General features: G+C 43.6%; 15 protein-coding genes. 5 read left to right on the top strand and 10 right to left on the bottom strand.

The features are described 5' to 3' along the window. Nucleotides 1–12: 12 nt before the first annotated feature. From ribBA to glyA, 5 genes are all read right to left on the bottom strand, one after another. Nucleotides 13–1134, bottom strand: coding sequence for a bifunctional 3,4-dihydroxy-2-butanone-4-phosphate synthase/GTP cyclohydrolase II (gene ribBA / locus ACYUCY_RS04725; protein ID WP_460225312.1), 1122 nt, complete (start codon nucleotides 1132–1134; stop codon nucleotides 13–15). A gap of 61 nt (nucleotides 1135–1195) precedes the next feature. After that, a complete protein-coding gene (locus ACYUCY_RS04720; RefSeq protein WP_460225311.1) occupies nucleotides 1196–1858 on the bottom strand; it encodes a riboflavin synthase in 663 nt (220 codons plus the stop codon). Between the two features lie 33 nt (nucleotides 1859–1891). Continuing rightward, nucleotides 1892–3070: a bifunctional diaminohydroxyphosphoribosylaminopyrimidine deaminase/5-amino-6-(5-phosphoribosylamino)uracil reductase RibD gene (ribD, locus tag ACYUCY_RS04715; RefSeq protein ID WP_460225310.1), complete on the bottom strand. Its 1179-nt coding sequence runs from the start codon at nucleotides 3068–3070 to the stop codon at nucleotides 1892–1894. A gap of 8 nt (nucleotides 3071–3078) precedes the next feature. After that, a complete protein-coding gene (nrdR, locus tag ACYUCY_RS04710) occupies nucleotides 3079–3537 on the bottom strand; it encodes a transcriptional regulator NrdR (RefSeq protein WP_460225309.1) in 459 nt (152 codons plus the stop codon). Between the two features lie 214 nt (nucleotides 3538–3751). After that, nucleotides 3752–5017, bottom strand: coding sequence for a serine hydroxymethyltransferase (gene glyA, locus ACYUCY_RS04705; protein WP_460225308.1), 1266 nt, complete (start codon nucleotides 5015–5017; stop codon nucleotides 3752–3754). Nucleotides 5018–5279: 262 nt separating this feature from the next. Between glyA and ACYUCY_RS04700 the strand changes: the two genes are divergently transcribed. Continuing rightward, nucleotides 5280–5648: a hypothetical protein gene (locus ACYUCY_RS04700; RefSeq protein WP_460225307.1), complete on the top strand. Its 369-nt coding sequence runs from the start codon at nucleotides 5280–5282 to the stop codon at nucleotides 5646–5648. Nucleotides 5649–5810: 162 nt separating this feature from the next. Continuing rightward, entirely contained in the window at nucleotides 5811–7472 is a 1662-nt protein-coding gene (gene ettA / locus ACYUCY_RS04695) for an energy-dependent translational throttle protein EttA (protein ID WP_460225306.1), read from the top strand. Nucleotides 7473–7519: 47 nt separating this feature from the next. Here the strand turns inward: ettA and lnt are convergent, their stop codons facing one another. From lnt to ACYUCY_RS04680, 3 genes are read right to left on the bottom strand one after another with little or no spacing between them, the layout of a single operon-like run. After that, nucleotides 7520–9187: an apolipoprotein N-acyltransferase gene (gene lnt / locus ACYUCY_RS04690; protein WP_460225305.1), complete on the bottom strand. Its 1668-nt coding sequence runs from the start codon at nucleotides 9185–9187 to the stop codon at nucleotides 7520–7522. Next, complete coding sequence (locus ACYUCY_RS04685) at nucleotides 9184–9972, bottom strand: lipase secretion chaperone (protein WP_460225304.1); 789 nt, start codon at nucleotides 9970–9972, stop codon at nucleotides 9184–9186. Before ACYUCY_RS04685 ends, lnt begins: the two co-directional genes overlap by 4 nt. A gap of 35 nt (nucleotides 9973–10007) precedes the next feature. Then, nucleotides 10008–10733: a lipase secretion chaperone gene (locus ACYUCY_RS04680; RefSeq protein WP_460225303.1), complete on the bottom strand. Its 726-nt coding sequence runs from the start codon at nucleotides 10731–10733 to the stop codon at nucleotides 10008–10010. Between the two features lie 495 nt (nucleotides 10734–11228). Between ACYUCY_RS04680 and ACYUCY_RS04675 the strand changes: the two genes are divergently transcribed. Then, a complete protein-coding gene (locus tag ACYUCY_RS04675) occupies nucleotides 11229–12158 on the top strand; it encodes an alpha/beta hydrolase family protein (RefSeq protein WP_460225302.1) in 930 nt (309 codons plus the stop codon). A gap of 19 nt (nucleotides 12159–12177) precedes the next feature. Here the strand turns inward: ACYUCY_RS04675 and ACYUCY_RS04670 are convergent, their stop codons facing one another. Together ACYUCY_RS04670 and ACYUCY_RS04665 are read right to left on the bottom strand one after the other, a co-directional pair. After that, the gene (locus ACYUCY_RS04670) at nucleotides 12178–13065 is read right to left on the bottom strand and encodes a helix-turn-helix domain-containing protein (RefSeq protein WP_460225301.1); all 888 of its coding nucleotides are present in this window, start codon (nucleotides 13063–13065) and stop codon (nucleotides 12178–12180) included. A gap of 382 nt (nucleotides 13066–13447) precedes the next feature. Next, complete coding sequence (locus ACYUCY_RS04665) at nucleotides 13448–14755, bottom strand: serine hydrolase domain-containing protein (protein WP_460225300.1); 1308 nt, start codon at nucleotides 14753–14755, stop codon at nucleotides 13448–13450. Between the two features lie 294 nt (nucleotides 14756–15049). On the opposite strand from ACYUCY_RS04665, the gene ACYUCY_RS04660 reads away from it, so the two are divergent. Both ACYUCY_RS04660 and ACYUCY_RS04655 read left to right on the top strand, forming a co-directional pair. Continuing rightward, the gene (locus ACYUCY_RS04660; protein ID WP_460225299.1) at nucleotides 15050–16348 is read left to right on the top strand and encodes a DUF2157 domain-containing protein; all 1299 of its coding nucleotides are present in this window, start codon (nucleotides 15050–15052) and stop codon (nucleotides 16346–16348) included. Continuing rightward, nucleotides 16341–17408 (top strand): GDYXXLXY domain-containing protein, encoded by a 1068-nt coding sequence (locus tag ACYUCY_RS04655; RefSeq protein ID WP_460225298.1) that lies wholly within the window; start codon nucleotides 16341–16343, stop codon nucleotides 17406–17408. The genes ACYUCY_RS04660 and ACYUCY_RS04655 overlap by 8 nt, the downstream gene beginning before the upstream one ends. The last annotated feature ends 10 nt before the right edge of the window (nucleotides 17409–17418 follow it).

Here is a 17418-nt window from a genome sequence, read left to right as displayed (position 1 = left end):
AACTTGTTAATTTTAATCGCCACGAGGACATGAAATTTGTTCGACAACTTCTAAGTCAAAACCCGATATTGCCGAAAATCGAAATGGCGCCGACATCAATCGCATTTTCCTAACGCCGATATCTTGAAGTATTTGAGCACCAGTTCCAACTTGTCGATATACAGTATCTTGGGTGGGTCGCGCTTGCTTACCAGATAACACCCAGTCGACACTATCTTCGATCGACAATGTTGAGTCGCTATGGCAAATCAAAACCACAACACCATTTCCCGCTTCATTGACATAACGCAGAGCATCTTGAAAACTCCAAGATTTGTATTCGCTGTCTTCTTGTTTTTGGATCGCCAAAAGATCGCGAGCTGTATCGAGAACGTGTACACGCACTAGGGTGGATTCACCCAAAAATAAATCACCTTTAATGAGCGCGTAATGAAGCTCTTGTCTGGGAATATCACGATATGTTAACAATTTAAATTCACCAAAATCGGTATTAATATTTCTTTCGTTAATACATTCAACCGTTTTTTCTTTTACTGATCGATAGTGAATTAGATCGGCAATTGTGCCAATTTTTAGCTTGTGTTTTAGCGCGAATTTCTCCAGGTCATCGCGTCGCGCCATAGTGCCGTTTTCATTCATGATTTCGACAATCACCGCAGAGGGGTCAAAGCCCGCCAATCTTGCCAAATCACATCCAGCTTCAGTGTGCCCGGCACGACTGAGCACACCACCGGGTTGCGCCAGAATTGGAAATACGTGGCCGGGTTGCACAATATCTTTTGCCTGCGCATTTTTTGCGATTGCGGTGCGTATGGTTCGTGCCCGATCAGCAGCAGAAATTCCCGTGGTTACGCCTTCGGCCGCCTCAATGGAAACAGTAAAGTTCGTCGAGTGGCGAGCGCCGTTTTCACTCACCATTAACGGCAAAGCCAATTGTTTACAACGATCTTGCGTAAGCGTTAAACAGATGAGTCCTCTAGCGTGGGTCGCCATAAAATTAATATCATCGGGACGAATCTGCTCGGCGGCGATAATCAGGTCGCCTTCGTTTTCTCGGCCTTCATCATCCATCAAGATAACCATTTTTCCTTGGCGGATGTCATCGATAATTTCTTCAATACTGTTTAATTTCATAGGCAGGCTGCGGGAATTAATATTAATTTAATTGAATTAATCTCAGTTGTTAACTAAACGACTAGCTAGATTTTAGATAACCGTGTTGGTTCAGCATTTCTGACGTAATTGTCGAACTATCTTTGCTTTCAATTTGGCCCTGAACTAAGCGTTCTAAGTATCGTGCTATAACATCCACTTCTAGATTCACCTTTGTACCAGCTTGATAAGAACCAATGACGGTGTTTTCCAAGGTATGTGGAACGATATTAACTTCAAAGAAATCGCCATCGACTTTGTTAACTGTAAGACTAGTGCCATCAACCGTCACCGATCCTTTATGAGCGATATATTTCGCGAGCTTAGCCGATACTTGAATAGAAAACTGTTCTGAACGCGCATCAGCCTTCCGTGACGTAACCTCAGCAACACCATCAACATGGCCGCTGACGATATGGCCACCAAGGCGGGAGCTGGCTAACATTGCTTTTTCTAAATTAATTTTTTGTTTGACTTGCCACTTAGGTATTGTTGTATTAGCTAAGGTTTCTTGCGAAACGTCCGCCCAAAAACCGGCATCGGAAATGTCTACCGCAGTCAAACAAACGCCATTACAAGCAATAGAATCACCCAAAGAAACATCACTCAAGAAAGATTGGCTAGTACTAATAAATAAACGCAGATCACCATCACAAGGTTGATATTCTGCTACAACTCCCAGCTCTTCAATAATTCCGGTAAACATGTCAACTCCAGTATAAATATGTAGATCCGAGTTTTACGATTCGGGATCGATAGTTGCTGTGATTCGCCAATCTTGATCGATCGCACGCACATCTGAAATACGCAAAGATAACTTTCCAGCCATTGACTCGATAGGCAATTCGAAAACGGGTCGAGCATTACTTCCCATCAACTTTGGCGCCATATAAACAATTATTTCGTCAACCAATCCCTGCTGTATAAACTGACCCGCTAAAGTTGCACCCGCCTCAACGAGAACTTCGTTACATTGTCGAGACGCTAAATACTGTAGAAGTTTTTTTAAATCGACTTGCTGACTTTTTTCTTCAGGCTTACTGTTTCGCGATTTATTTGCTTTGGGGTCCAAATCAACTCGTGTAACGTTTTTTCCTAATTCTGCATCGACGGAGCTTCCGCTCAAGGTGCCCAATACAACCTCACCAGGAATCGAAAACATGCGCGCGTTTTTATTCAAGCGTCCGCGTGAATCAAGAACAACTCTCAATGGCTGCCTATGTCCAAGATGTTCGCTCATCTCAACTTGCAATTCTTCGGCGCGCACATTGAGCAAAGGGTCGTCATGAAGCACAGTTTCAATGCCCGTGACAATTGCACAACTTCGCGCACGTAAGCGTTGTCCATCGCTGCGTGCGTTTGGGCCGGTGATCCACTTACTTTCGCCACTCGACATCGCCGTGCGGCCATCTAAACTCATCGCCATTTTAATTCGCACGAAAGGTAAACCTTGTTCCATGCGTTTTATAAAACCCGGATTTATTTCTCGCGCATCTTTTTCTAATACCGGACCAATGACATCAATCCCGGCTTCACGCATTTGCTCGACGCCACGACCTGCAACTTGCGGATTAGGATCTTGCATTGCGTAAAAAACTTTTTTTATACCGGCAGTGATCAGGGCTTCGCTACAAGGTCCAGTCTTACCCTGAAAACTACAGGGTTCGAGCGAAACATAAGCACTTGCTGCTTTGGTTTCATGACCGCGTTTTTTGGCATCAGCAATCGCGTTGATTTCTGCGTGCGCTTCACCTGCGATTTGATGCCAACCCTCGCCAATAATTCTGCCTTCACTAACTAATACGCAACCAACCATTGGGTTTGGGTTAGCCGTGTATAAACCGCGCTTTGCTAAAGCGATCGCGCGTGTCATAAAAACCTGGTCTTCTACTGAAATGTTTTGCATCGAATCTGGCATCGCAACCGCTATTCTTGGGGCTCAGACAGGCGATCAATTTCCTGTCTAAATTCTTCGACGTCTTGAAAGCTTCGATAAACCGATGCGAATCTGACATAGGCAACCTGATCAAGCTGTCTTAATTGCTCCATGACTTTTTCACCAACCACACGGGAAGGTAACTCGCGCTCACCAGTTGCTTGCAAATCATGCTTAATCTGACTGATCGCTGATTCGATACTCTCAACACTGACGGGGCGCTTCTCAAGAGAGCGCTGCAGACCAGCCCGTAATTTTGCATCGTCAAAGGGTTCTCGCGTGCCGTCTGTTTTGATGATTTTGGGCATCATCAATTCGGCGACTTCATAGGTGGTAAAGCGCTCATGGCAAGACAAACATTCGCGTCTACGGCGCACTTGATCGCCTTCGGATACTAGGCGTGAATCGATAACTTTGGTGTCATCAGTACTGCAAAAAGGGCAATGCATGTGACTTTACTCTAGGTTCAATTGGGAAAGATTTTAGCACAAGCAGTCATCTGAACCGATTGTGCGAGATCAAACAGCAGCAGCCTCTAACGACCGGCCGTCTTATATAGAATGGCCGCAAGGCCGCTAGGAAATACCTGAATTATTTTTTGCCGTGGCAAGGCGGGCACCGCATTTGGAGCCAACGCCACCACAGCGAAAAAGCCTCTAACGCCTAAGATGCATAAACAGGGAAGCGCTTACAGATTGTAAGTACCTTTTCCTTAATCTCTGCAATTTTAGCCTCCGAATCGCCAGACTCTAGCGACTCAAGAACATCACACATCCAGTGAGTCAGCTCAGCTGTTTCCGCTTCTTTAAACCCCCTAGTGGTAATTGCTGGCGTACCCACGCGCAGGCCACTAGTAACAAACGGTGAGCGAGGATCATTAGGCACCGCGTTCTTGTTGACGGTGATATTGGCCTGGCCAAGTGCCGCATCGGCGTCTTTACCGGTGTATTCCTTACCTATCAGGTCGACCAACATCAGGTGGTTTTCAGTGCCGCCGGATACGATCTTAATGCCACGCTCCATAAAGGTAGCCGCCATTGTCTTAGCGTTCTTAACCACTTGCTGCTGATAGCTCTTGAACTCGTCACTCATAGCTTCTTTGAAACAAACTGCTTTGGCCGCAATCACATGCATTAAAGGGCCACCTTGACCGCCTGGGAAAACGGCTGAATTTAACTTTTTCTCAATCTCGGGATTCGCCTTCGCGATAATTACGCCACCGCGTGGACCGCGCAGGGTCTTATGGGTAGTAGAGGTCACGACATCAGCGAAGGGGACTGGATTAGGGTAAACACCCGCTGCTATTAAACCGGCAACGTGAGCCATATCGACCATCAAATAGGCGCCGACTACATCGGCAATATCGCGAAAACGCCCCCAATCCATGACTTGAGAGTAGGCGGAAAAGCCAGCCACAATCATTTTCGGCTTGTGTTCTTTGGCGAGAGCCTCTACTTGCTCGTAATCAACTTCACCCGTTTCAGTGTTTAATCCATACTGCACGGCGTTATAGATCTTGCCTGAAAAATTCACTTTGGCGCCATGCGTTAAATGGCCTCCGTGATCAAGGCTCATCCCCAATACGGTTTCCCCGGGTGCAACCAAGGCTTGATATACGGCCGAATTTGCCTGACTTCCCGAGTGAGGTTGGACATTTGCATAGTCCGCACCAAATAAGGTTTTTACCCGCTCAATTGCCAGGGTCTCAACTTTATCGACGTATTCACAACCACCGTAATAACGCTTTTCAGGGTATCCCTCAGCATATTTATTAGTCAGTTTGGTACCTTGGGCATTCATAACTAGGGGACTGGTGTAGTTTTCAGACGCAATTAGCTCGATATGTTCTTCTTGACGGCGACCCTCTTCTTGAATGGCCTGAAAAATGTCGGGGTCGAAAGACGCTAGGGTGTCTGTACTGTTAAACATCGATTACCTCTGGGGAAGCTGGGCGTAGGGATTTTTGGAGGCGGAATTGTACTCGAAGCGAGAACGATAGTCTCTATTTGAAGCTCCCCAAAAAGCCGTCTCAGAGCCCCCGCCACTAGCACTAAGTCCACCCCCTATAAAAAGTTCAGGTCTCCTACTAAACTTCTTCGGCAATAGTTCAGAAAGTTAACTATCTTGTAGGTATGTATATTTTTGCTTTTGCCTTGTCACCAAAGAAACCGAGTTAAGATTAAGAATCCCTATGTCCGATATAGAAACATCGATCCTTAACGCCAAGATCCTAAGTAATCACATTGTTCACGTTCGCGGCAAACATGGCGTAGAGGTCAACTCCAAAACCTCCCGTGAAGCGAATAAATTAATTTCCGATGCGATGCCAGGGAATTACGGCATGATTCTCGACCGGGCGGAAGATTACTCTATCGTTCCTGTCGAGGTTTTTGAGATCCTCAATAACATCCCTACGCTAAAAGCCATCGCAATAGTTGTTCATAAAGACACCTCCGCCGCCAACGCAGAGATCGATCGGCTTCTGTATCACGGCGACTTAGAAATATTTTTTTCTGTCGAGCAAGCTCAGGGTTGGTTGGAATCTTTTTTTGACGCGTAGCAGAATAAATCTCTCTCAAGAATCCAGTCTTTATTGGCTTAGGACTTCACCCTATTTCAAAGCGCTCAGTGTATTAACAATCATTGAAATTTATCTAGGGATTCGGTAACGTCGCCTCCAACCTTTCAGCCACATTTTTCCGCTACATAGACTAGGATTCCCATGGCCCAATACGTCTTCACCATGCATGGACTTGGCAAAATCGTGCCACCCAAAAGAGAAATCTTAAAAGATATTTACCTATCATTTTTCCCCGGCGCCAAGATTGGCGTATTGGGTTTAAATGGTGCTGGTAAGTCTACCCTTCTGCGCATCATGGCAGGTATTGATAAAGATTTTATTGGCGAAGCCAGACCCATGCCGGATATAAAAGTCGGCTACCTGTCACAGGAACCCGAACTCGATCCTGAAAAAGATGTGCGCGGTAACGTAGAAGATGGCGTTCGCGAAGCAGTCGATGCCTTAGCAGAACTCGACAAAGTTTTCGCGGATTACGCGGAGCCCGATGCAGATTTCGATGCACTCGCAAAACGCCAAGGTCAACTAGAAAATATCATCGAGAGTTGGGACGCTCATAACCTGAATACCACTCTAGAAAAAGCGGCAGATGCTTTACGCCTACCTCCCTGGGATGCAAACGTAAGCACCCTATCAGGCGGGGAAAAAAGACGAGTCGCCTTATGCCGCTTGTTAATTTCTCGTCCAGACATGTTGCTACTCGACGAACCAACTAACCACTTGGATGCGGAAAGTGTTTATTGGCTAGAACAATTCCTACAAGAATTTACTGGCACCGTAGTCGCCATTACCCATGACAGATACTTTCTCGACAATGCCGCGGGCTGGATTTTAGAACTTGATCGCGGACATGGAATACCTTACGAAGGCAATTATTCCGACTGGCTTGAACAAAAAGAACAACGCCTTGCACAAGAAGAACGCAGCGAAGCGGGCCGCCAAAAAACTATTCAAAAAGAATTGGAGTGGGTACGTCAAAATCCCAAAGGCCGTCATGCAAAAAACAAAGCGCGCTTATCACGCTTTGAAGAAATGCAATCTCAAGACTTCCAAAGCCGCAATGAAACTAACGAAATTTATATCCCACCCGGCCCACGCCTCGGCGATCAAGTTATTACTTTCGATCACGTCTCCAAAGGCTACGAAGGTCGTTTACTGATTGACGATTTATCTTTTAGCATCCCCAAGGGTGCCATCGTTGGTATTGTGGGCGGCAACGGCGCGGGTAAATCGACTTTGTTTCGTATGATAAGCGGCATCGAAAAACCTGACAGCGGCTCAATCACCATCGGCGAGACTGTTAAAATCGCTCACGTCGAACAAGGTCGTGAAAATCTTGCCGACGAAAAATCAGTTTGGGACGCTATTTCAGACGGTCTTGATGTAATTAAAATTGGCAACTATGAAGTAAATTCTCGCTCATATGTTGGACGTTTTAATTTTAAAGGTTCCGATCAACAAAAACGCGTCGGTGATTTATCCGGTGGTGAACGAGGTCGACTTCATTTAGCCAACATACTAAAACAGGGTGCAAATGTATTATTGCTTGATGAGCCGTCTAACGATTTAGATATTGAAACTCTGCGAGCGCTTGAAGAAGCCATTCAAACTTTCCCCGGGAGCGCTTTAATCATTTCCCATGATCGCTGGTTCCTTGATCGCGTCGCCACTCACATTCTCGCTTATGAGGGTGATAGTCATATTGAATTTTTTGAAGGCAACTACACTGAGTATCACGAAGATTTGGTCGCTAGGAAGGGAGAAAAAGCGCAACCTCAGCGAGTTAAGTATAAGAAAATTTCTTAACAAGCAAAGATAACGATGGCCTTAAGGTCATCGTTTGATAAGCACAACTATTTTTTCCAGTTCTTTTCTAACAATCTTCTATTTATCTTGCGAACAATCGCCAACAAAAATATTAGCGCTGCGAGCCCGTAAATACTGTATAAAAACAACCTTGGGTGGCGACTAAAAAAACTGCCTCCGCTATCCTTTGAATAAGGTATATCTGCCAGATAAGCCCCCGCTTGAAACGCGTCAGTTTCGAACACCACATCACCGCTCGGCATGACTCCCAATGATGGGCCGCCATTTAAAGCGATAATGAAAGGAAGACGATTTTCTACCGCACGCAATTTTGAAGCATTCAAGTGTTGATATGTTTGGATCGTCTCACCAAACCAATTATCGTTGGATAAGCCCAATAAAATACCGCCTCGTCCATTTTCAGATACAGCTTCAGCAACAAAATTTGGAAATAAGGTTTCATAACAAATCAGTGGAACAAATGTTTTTCCTTCAAGAGAAAAATTGTGATGGCCATGACCCGCAGAAATGCCGCTGTTAAAATCCCCCAAAAATTCACGTAGCCACACCGACAGAAACGGCAAGGCTTGAATTTCTGGCAGGTATTCACCGAAGATCACTCGTAGATTTTTTCGATAGGCCGATAGCTGCTGCCCTTCACGAGAAATTGCAGCGACGGAGTTATAGCGAACGCGTTTCGCTTCAAGTGAATCGGCATCGTTAAAATTCCGGATATTTTCTAGGTCTTGAAAAAACAAATTGGTTTGTAATTGTTTCACCTTACTTACATAAGCTTCTTGGACATCTTTAGAGTCGAAGTAGTTTTTATAACGCGATTCAGGCCAAACAACAATCTCAGCGCCCGCATCAGCCAATCGTTCAGTCATCTCCATCTCGGGCGGAAACGCCCGGCTATATCCCATATAAGCGTTAGATTCTCGAGTACTGGGAATATCATTAGGTTGTACAATCCCAATTCGCAACAAATCCCAACTAGACACCTTACTTTTCCAATCAGCGTAAACAAAAAACCCATAAGAAAACCAAAGTATTACCAAACTGCAAGTGACTATCGAAGCAACTCTCTTAACTCTCCCCATTAACACGCACACTATGAAAATATTCACCAGCGCCAACATCCCATCCAAACCCTGAACACCAACGATATCTGCCGCTTGAATCGCTATCTTAAACTGGCTTTGACCCGCACCAAGCTGAGACGACAAAACACCTGGAAAGGCGGTATAAAAGGTAATTACAAGGACCGGAAATAATATCAATTCATGGATAATGTTTTGCCGCTTTACCCACGCAAAGACAACAAATAGTGCGGCCGGCAACTGGGCACAAAAAAACCAAAACCCGAAAGCGATTAAAAAACCCTGCAAACCAGTAGAACGCTTAAAAAGTACTAGAAAATCAACAATCCAATAGGCCACACAAAGATAAAACACCAAGCCAAACATCAGCCCTGAGAAATACACCTTAAAATATTTTCTCTCGTCGTCTTTTAGGCTTTCGATGGCGATCAAGACAGGAACAAATGCAAACCACGCAAACAGATAAAAATCAGCACGTAAAAAAGGGAGAGCCAATATCACTCCCGAGACAAGAGACAACAAAAGCGCAAACCACAAGGGCTTGTCTTGCTGAAAGTATCGCCTCAGGCTTAATGGAGCTTCACCCGAAGCAAATTGTTTTGTTTCACCATTCACTGCTGAGAGCCTTTAAATTTCTGCTCTAGTGCAGTCAAGCCAACATTCTTTTCATCGGCACTCAGTGTTGGATCGTCGTTTATACGACGACGTTGGAATAGATACTCTTTTAATGCGTGCTGCTTACCAAATATTGCTTCAGCATTATTTTCCCCAATTCTTGCGTACATCATTTTAAGGGATTGCTCGAACTGCAGCTCTAACTTGTCACTGTCGGCATTCGGATCAGTAGTTGCAATTGATTCACTTTCCGCCACCCACTTTTGAAACTCAACGTGGTAACGATAGAAATTCACCACAAGCGCGGCGAATTCCTGACCTGGTGAAGCAGGAATATTGATTTCAATAAGATCGCTTAAGCGCGAAAGGTTTTCTCGATCTAATTCGGAGGGCAACATGGCTACAATAGAATTAAGAACCACCGCCATATCATCATTCAATATTATTTGGCCCGTGGCATCCACCTTCACTGATTGGACAATGGGCTCTATCTGCCAATAATCGAATGCCCAGCGTTTGGGCCGAATAATTTTATTTTGCTGTGGTGAAGAAAACCCTGCAGAGAATTCACCAGGGGCTCCTTTAGCTTCTAAAGACGCACTATTCGAGCGTTGCACCCATTCGACATCAGGACGCACCTCCTCAACAGCAATGCGCCGGTAAGCATCTACGCGCCAGGTAAAAACCACAATAATGACAATAAACAGTGTCAGCAGAATCAGGCTCAAAATGACATTCGTCATAGTAAAATATTGGATTGTGTTTTTTACTTTATTATTGTTCATCTAATTTTTGCTTATCGCGATAACAGATTTTATCCCTAGGGTGTCTCTTTCGCTTCGTTTGGCACGCTACTAGAGGATGAATGATTCATCGTTGCAAACATATACTCAGCATCAATATCCTCCTGCTCAAATAAACGTTGAGCGACATCTTCTCCGAGATATAAATTTCGTAGGGCCAGTAACTCTTGGTATTGCGCTCGATAGTCTTGGAGCTTATTTGGTGAATCCTTATTGGCCGGATAAATTTTATTAAACTCTTTCTTGGCATTTAAATAATTAAAGTAGTCGCCAACAATACGCGCGGTTTGTTCGCCGGGCTTTCCCGGTAAACCAATTTTTATTAACTCCTGGAGCTTATCTAAACCGCGTTGATCCAGCGCAAGGACATTCTCATCAAGTGCTTCATTTAAAGCAGTAAGCGTATCGTGATCAATAACTACATTTTTATTTTCATCTAATCTCACATCCTGTAAAGACTCGTAGATGAAAACCACATCAAAGGGAACCTCTTCTACACCACGCTTATTTGACATTTTATTCTGATCAGATAAAAAATTACCGGTGTTGTTTTTTTTCAACTCATCCCATCGCCAAGATTCCGCAACAGTACCTTTCTTTGGACTCGCTGATATTTCTCCATTTGTGGGAACTTCTAAGCTAGAAGCCGGCAAAGAGCCATCCCTCTGTAAAGTTAATAAAATTGCACCTGCGCCGAGCAGAACAGCAATAATAAGTGACGTGACTTTATTATTCATTTTCATAGCGAGCTCTAATTTTTAATTTCTTCATTAGGTACTTTTAAAATACCAACACATTATCGCAAAAGATCATCGGCGCTTAAGCTTCCTCTTTAATCGGCGCAAGAATCCCCATAAGCCACCAAATTAAACCCATTGTCGCGCCATCATTCGCATTGAGCTGCATATTATTGACACTATTTTATTTGGCTTACAAGTATTTACGTCGTAATTTAAATGGACGCATGGTCAACTCATGGCTTCGTATTCATTATTTCTTAAATGAACAATACTGGGCTTAGCTATAACAAAATATATTCAAACAACAGGTAAAAGTGCCAAATCGTGAAAGCCCAAACGATGTAATGAGTGATAATTTCGTTGGCCGCTATCGAAGTAACAACAATAACAAGATAGTTAGCTTGGCTTTTGCATTTGATAAACGTCAGCTATTCACCGTTAGGCTACAAAAAATAAACTACAAAAGACAAAACGAAAATAAAAGGTAGGTACTTGCTAATGAAAACATCACTATTCGAAAAAATAACATTTGGACTCGGCGTTATGTGTATTTCCTTAAGCGCATTCGCTGTATCCGATCCAGACCCTGATCCAGATCCAGGCCCAGATCCAGATCCTTGTCAAAATTGTGATTATACTCGCGGTCCGAACCCTACTGTCAGTTCTCTAGAAAGAGATGATGGCCCTTACGGTGTGCGAACCATAAACGTATCATCTTTTGTCAGCGGTTTTGGTGGTGGTACGATTCACTACCCAACCGGAACCACTGGAACAATGGGAGCAATCGCTGTCGTTCCTGGATTTATTTCTAGCGAATCTGATATCAAATGGTGGGGACCACGCATCGCTTCTCACGGCTTTGTTGTCATTACTATTGATACCAACTCTGGTTACGATCAACCCAATAGTCGAGCCACGCAATTAAGTGCGGCACTAGACTACGTTATTGATGAAAGCAACTCTGGAAGCAGCGCAATCTCCGGGATGGTCGACAGCGATCGCCTTGCGGTTATTGGTTGGTCAATGGGTGGTGGCGGCGCTTTAAAACTATCAACCGATCGCAACTTAGTCGCAAGTATTCCTCAAGCACCTTATTATTCGGGATCAAACAGTTTCAACCGAATTACTACTCCTACTCTAATTATCGCTTGTGAGAATGACTCGGTGGCATCGGTTAGCGGTCACGCTTCGCCATTTTACAATCGCATTCCAAGCTCGACCGACAAAGCCTTTTTGGAAATCAATAATGGCAGCCACTACTGTGCGAATTCGGGGAATTCTGATGAAGATATCCTTGGCAAATATGGAGTTGCTTGGATGAAGCGTTTTGTAGATTTAGACAGACGCTACGATCAATTTCTGTGTGGTGTTAATCACACCTCAGACTTTTCAATTTCTAGTTACCGAAGTACCTGTAACTACGACTAGACAATAAATTGAATTAAATTTATTGAGTATCTTTCAAGCCACTCCCAGGAGTGGCTTGATTTGTTTTCACAAGCGCTCGAGACTTTTCTTTCAAAGACTGCAATATACTATCCGCAATAATAATATTTAAAAACGGCGAATGTAGAAATGCCGTTGAAGGTTGGATGCCCATAATCGCAACATAGCATTTAGAAAAATGCGCAGTACTGGCAAACCCAGAAAGCAAAGCGGCATCAGTTACTGAACACCCCATCGCCATGTAGGTCGCCCCCAATGAAACTCGAAAGCGCAAACGATAGCGTGTAATAGGTATACCAATCTGAGCCTTAAAAAGCTTCACCAGCCTTGATTCAGACAAATAAACTTCCTCAGCTAATTCTCGTACCGTTAAATTCTTATCTGCCGTTTGCTCTATTCGATTGATTACTTTAACTATCCTCTCGTCGAAATCCTTAATCTTTGAATTTCGCATCGACTCAGGGATTAATGCTTCTCTCAAGGTTTGGTGTGCGTCTTCTGCGGAAAATTTTTCATCTCTTAAACGCAGCAAAGTTTCAATCAGAAGACCTTCATGTTCTAAGTCATAATGAATTCCTTCATTGCTACCTTTCATCAAGGTTTGAAGTATAGAGAAATCTTGAGACGTTGCGTTGAGATAATAAATAGCAACAATAGCTGAAGTTGAATCAAAGTTGCTTGCCTTATTTATCGTACCCGCCTTCAGTAAAAAGCTTCGCGAAGTAAATTGGCTTCCATCACTGCGCGTAGTAACTACATTCCCTTCGAGACAAATTATCAATTGATCTGAGGTTAATTTGATATCCCGAGCTGGAATATAAGTCGCGCCCAAATAAAGGCCACTCTCACGCCAAATGTACGCGGTGGGAACTGTTAGCTTCTTATCCATTATATTTAGTCGTTTTTATTATGAAATTAAATGGAACGATCGAGTTTGTAGAACTCAACACTACTTAAATGTGAGCATCAATATACATCTGCTTTAAACCCTGTCAATAAATACTAATCGGTCAGTGCCCCAGAAGTGATCTCTGCGACAGAAAACAAGCCAAGAATAGAAATTATTAATAGGTAAGACAAACTACTTTGAGAGGATTTCAAAACCTGAAAATTCTTTTACAAAATGTAAGGTGATTATAAAAATGGAGGAACAGTTTTATTGAAGAGTTTTTTTGATTACTTTCTCGGGATCATCTATAGCTCACCGTTTATCAAACGCCTTTCGAGTGAGCTATAGATAGTAAAATATTTCTAACTATAAGAATAAAAAATTATTGCATTGCATCGTAAATAAGGTCGCGAGCAATATTACGCATATTCGCTGCACCAGGTCGTCGCGCACCCTGTGCTTGAATCATTCCCACCCAAAACATATCGTTTTCTGGATCAATCCAGAACCATGTACCCGCCGCGCCGGCCCAATAATAGGTACCTTTTCCGTGGGGTGATTCCGCGGCCTCAGGATCAAAAATCACCGCAAAATCAACACCAAAACCCACACCAGGTGAACCGGGGTTGGTATCGGTTTGTCTCATTAACAATCCATCTCGCAGGGTATTTGTGCGCATCTGTCGCACTGAGGCCTCAGAAATAATTCTTTTTCCGGCAAACTCACCACCATTCACAAGCATTTGTAAAAAGCGCGCGTAATCGTGAGTACTCGAGACCAAACCACCGCCACCGGATTCTAAACGGTTTGGATCATGGTAATCAGGGCGGTCGGTGCGAATCGGCCGCTCAACCAATGAGTTTTTATCTTCATCCCAGTTGTGAACTTCAGCGAATAAATGTTTGTCCTGAGGTCTCACATAAAAACGTGTATCACGCATACCGAGGGGTTTGAAAATATTTTCTTGTAAAAAATCACCGTACTTTTGTCCCGATAACTTCTGCACAATATAACCTTGAATGTCGACGGCAATAGAGTAACGCCACTGCTCACCAGGCTGATACATTAATGGGATATCCGCAACTCGCTCAATTAATTGATCGAGATCTGCAGAATTTAGCACTTCCGTTTCACGAAATTTTTCATTTACTGGATCGCTGCCACCAAGTCCGTATCCAAATCCAGCTGAATGATTCACCAACTCCCGCATGGTCGGCTGACGCTGTAAGGGCTCAAGCGTGACATTACCTTCATCATCATAGCTGGTCATCACTTGCAGCCCAGCAAACTCAGGTATGAATTTACTAATCGGGTCATCGAAATCCCATAAGCCTTGTTCGTGTAAAATCATTAATGCAACACCAGTAATGGGCTTCGTCATTGAATAAATTCGAAACAAGCTATCTTTTTTAAGTAGCCTTTGTTGATCAAGCGCGGCGTGACCTCGGGTTTCAAAAGTCGCCACCTTGCCATCTTTGGCAAGTAGCCACGTCATCCCAGCAACATCCTGATCACTTACAATCTTTTCCATCGCAGCATCCAACTTCGCAATACCCTCTTTAGAAAAGCCCGCCGCTTCTGGATCGGGTGGCGACCATGGCCAAGGGGTATCTGCAATCGATGTATGCGCGAACAAGAAAACGAGAAAAAACAGTGAGATAGAAAAAAATCGTGATTGAAAATGAGTCATTTTGTTTAGCATTGCCTCTGCTCTTTTTAAGTTTATTATTAGGGCGACGGTATCAGTCCTCGCCAATAGAAAATACTGCGGAACCTCCGAACAACATATTCAACAAGGGTGCGACTTGGCAATAGTAAAGCGGTAAAGAATTGTTCTTCGGCCGCGAAACGGCAGGCAATACTTAAAGTCTTTATATTCACAACTTTGATCTTATTGTGCCGATTTTACCAATATTATATTTACCTCAAAAGAATTCACGATTAAGGTGCTCGCTTGCGCAAAGTGAATCATGGCAGGATGGCAATGAAAAATTATTACTCTTGGATACGACAAGAAATTCACAAGTGGCAGCAAGAAGGGCTGGTCAGTGCAGAGCAGGCTCAATTGCTAAGCAATCGCTATATTGATGACGGACAACAAAATAGCTGGGGGAAGATAATATTTAGCGCTATTGGCGCTATTATTTTGGGTCTCGGCGTAATTTTATTTTTCGCCTACAACTGGGAGGCCATGCATCGCTTCTTAAAATTAAGCACTGTATTGTCCGCCGTTGCCATCGCTCACGGACTCGGTTGGTATTTTTCTTTTAACAGCAAGCATTATCAAAAAGTCGGTGAAAGTTTACACCTACTCGGCACCATGCTATTTGGCGCCGGTATCTGGTTGATCGCACAGATCTATCACATTGACGAACACTACCCAAATGCCATTCTTATTTGGAGTATTGGATCATTAGCGATGGCCTGGGTGTTGTCTTCCAGTATCCATGCCTTATTGGCAATGGCCTTGCTAGGGTTTTGGAGTGCCGCCGAAGTCTTTGATTTTGATCGCGTTACAAGTTTGGCGCCTTGGATTGTTGCTTTTGGAGTCTTACCATTAACATGGCACAAACGGTCTAAACTTCTGTTATTTTTCAGTGCCTCGCTGTTTTTATTATTGTTATTCTTTAGCAGTATTAATATCGATGGCGCACTTGCTTTTAATTTACTTTTTGTTGTTGCAGTAGGCTACATTGGCTTTTCTAAACTTTGCCATAGTTTTGGACTGGGACAGTTTGAAAATATTCTCCGCATTATTGGCACGATTGTCTACGTGGTCTTTCTCTATATTCTTTGTTTTTCGAACGTTGTTGATGAACTCTATATCGGGAGCATCACGGTCACGACGGTTATTTTATATTGGTGGCTTCCCTTTGTGTTCACTTTTTTAGTTTGGCTGGGTGTTTGGCTCAAGCGAGCTAGCATTCCACAAACACGCTTTGATCTCATTGATTCCAGCTTCACGCTTTTTACTTTTCTATTTTATTCAGTACTCGTTTGCATCATAAAGCCAGAAGACACCGATTTCTCCCTCCTTTTTAATATCATCTTTTTTGCTCACGGCGTTTTGTATTTATTGCGCGGCATGGAGAGTGTACGCTGGCAACAAGTTGCGCTAGGTGGCCTGATGATCGCGTCATTAATATTCGCTAGATTCTTGGATCTTTTTGATAGTTTATTGTCACGCTCTTTTGCGTTTGTCATTCTTGGCGCCGGCTTGATGCTTGTAGGCATTTTATTTTCACGGCAAAAAGCTAAGCAGGAGGCCATCAATCATGACTAAGAAACTCGCAATTCTTGTCATATTGTTACAACTAGGTGTGCTCGCTTATATGGCCGCACACAGAGAATATATCCGCAGCACCGGGGAAATCGTTTATTTTCGTACCATGCCACTAGATCCCCGCGACCCTTTCCGCGGCGACTTTGTTCGCCTGCGCTATGACATTAACAGTATTAGCAAGCGACACTGGCCGGAACGAGGTGACAACATACAGAAAGATGATGTGGTCTATACCTCATTATTACGCGACCCAAATAATGTCGCTAAGTTTGTTTCAGTATCAACAAGTAAGCCTGAAAGTAATTCTAACGAAAATAAGAATGATTTGTTTATAAAGGGTCGCGCCGATTTCAACTGGCGTTTTCAGCAAGCTAACACTATTGGCGTCCGGTATGGCATCGAGCAATTTTTCGTTCAGCAAGGCGTCGGTCTCGATATTGAAAAGTATCGCGGCGGCCGAACTGAAATTCAAATTCCTATGGAAGTAGAAGTTGCCCTTAGTGAAAACGGCACAGCTGTTACACGTGACTTTCGTTGGAGCGAATTAGGCGTTCAGACTGAAATGGTACGCGCAGGCGTCAATCCATTACAAACCAATATTGTTAACAATGATCAAAATAACGATGTTGATCCTAACCGTAACACTCCACCGGCAAGTCCGCGAATTAACTTTACGATTAAGAACGTTTCGGATAAACCCCTAGCGCTGGTAGACAATATCCATCATTGTGCGTTTGAATTAATTACTGCCGATTGGACCGACCAAGATTATCTTCCCGCATCGAAATTGTGCGACGATTACCGCCCTAGCACCTATGGCCTTATAAATTTGGAGCCCGAGCAAGTACATAAATTTGAATTTGAGCTTTCAGATCCAAGATGGTACGTATTTCTCAACAACAAACCTACAGAAATAGGCACTTTGGAATCCTTTCCTCAGTTCCGTCTTATCTACCACTCACCTACGCCAGAACAAGTTGAACAACTAATGACAGATAAAAAAATTTGGCAGGGTGATTTGCCAAGTCAGGCATTTAATGCCAGCGGGCGAATCGATTAGCGTTCAGGAA

Source organism: Aurantivibrio infirmus (assembly GCF_054767315.1).
This window is presented reverse-complemented; position numbering and strand designations above follow the sequence as displayed.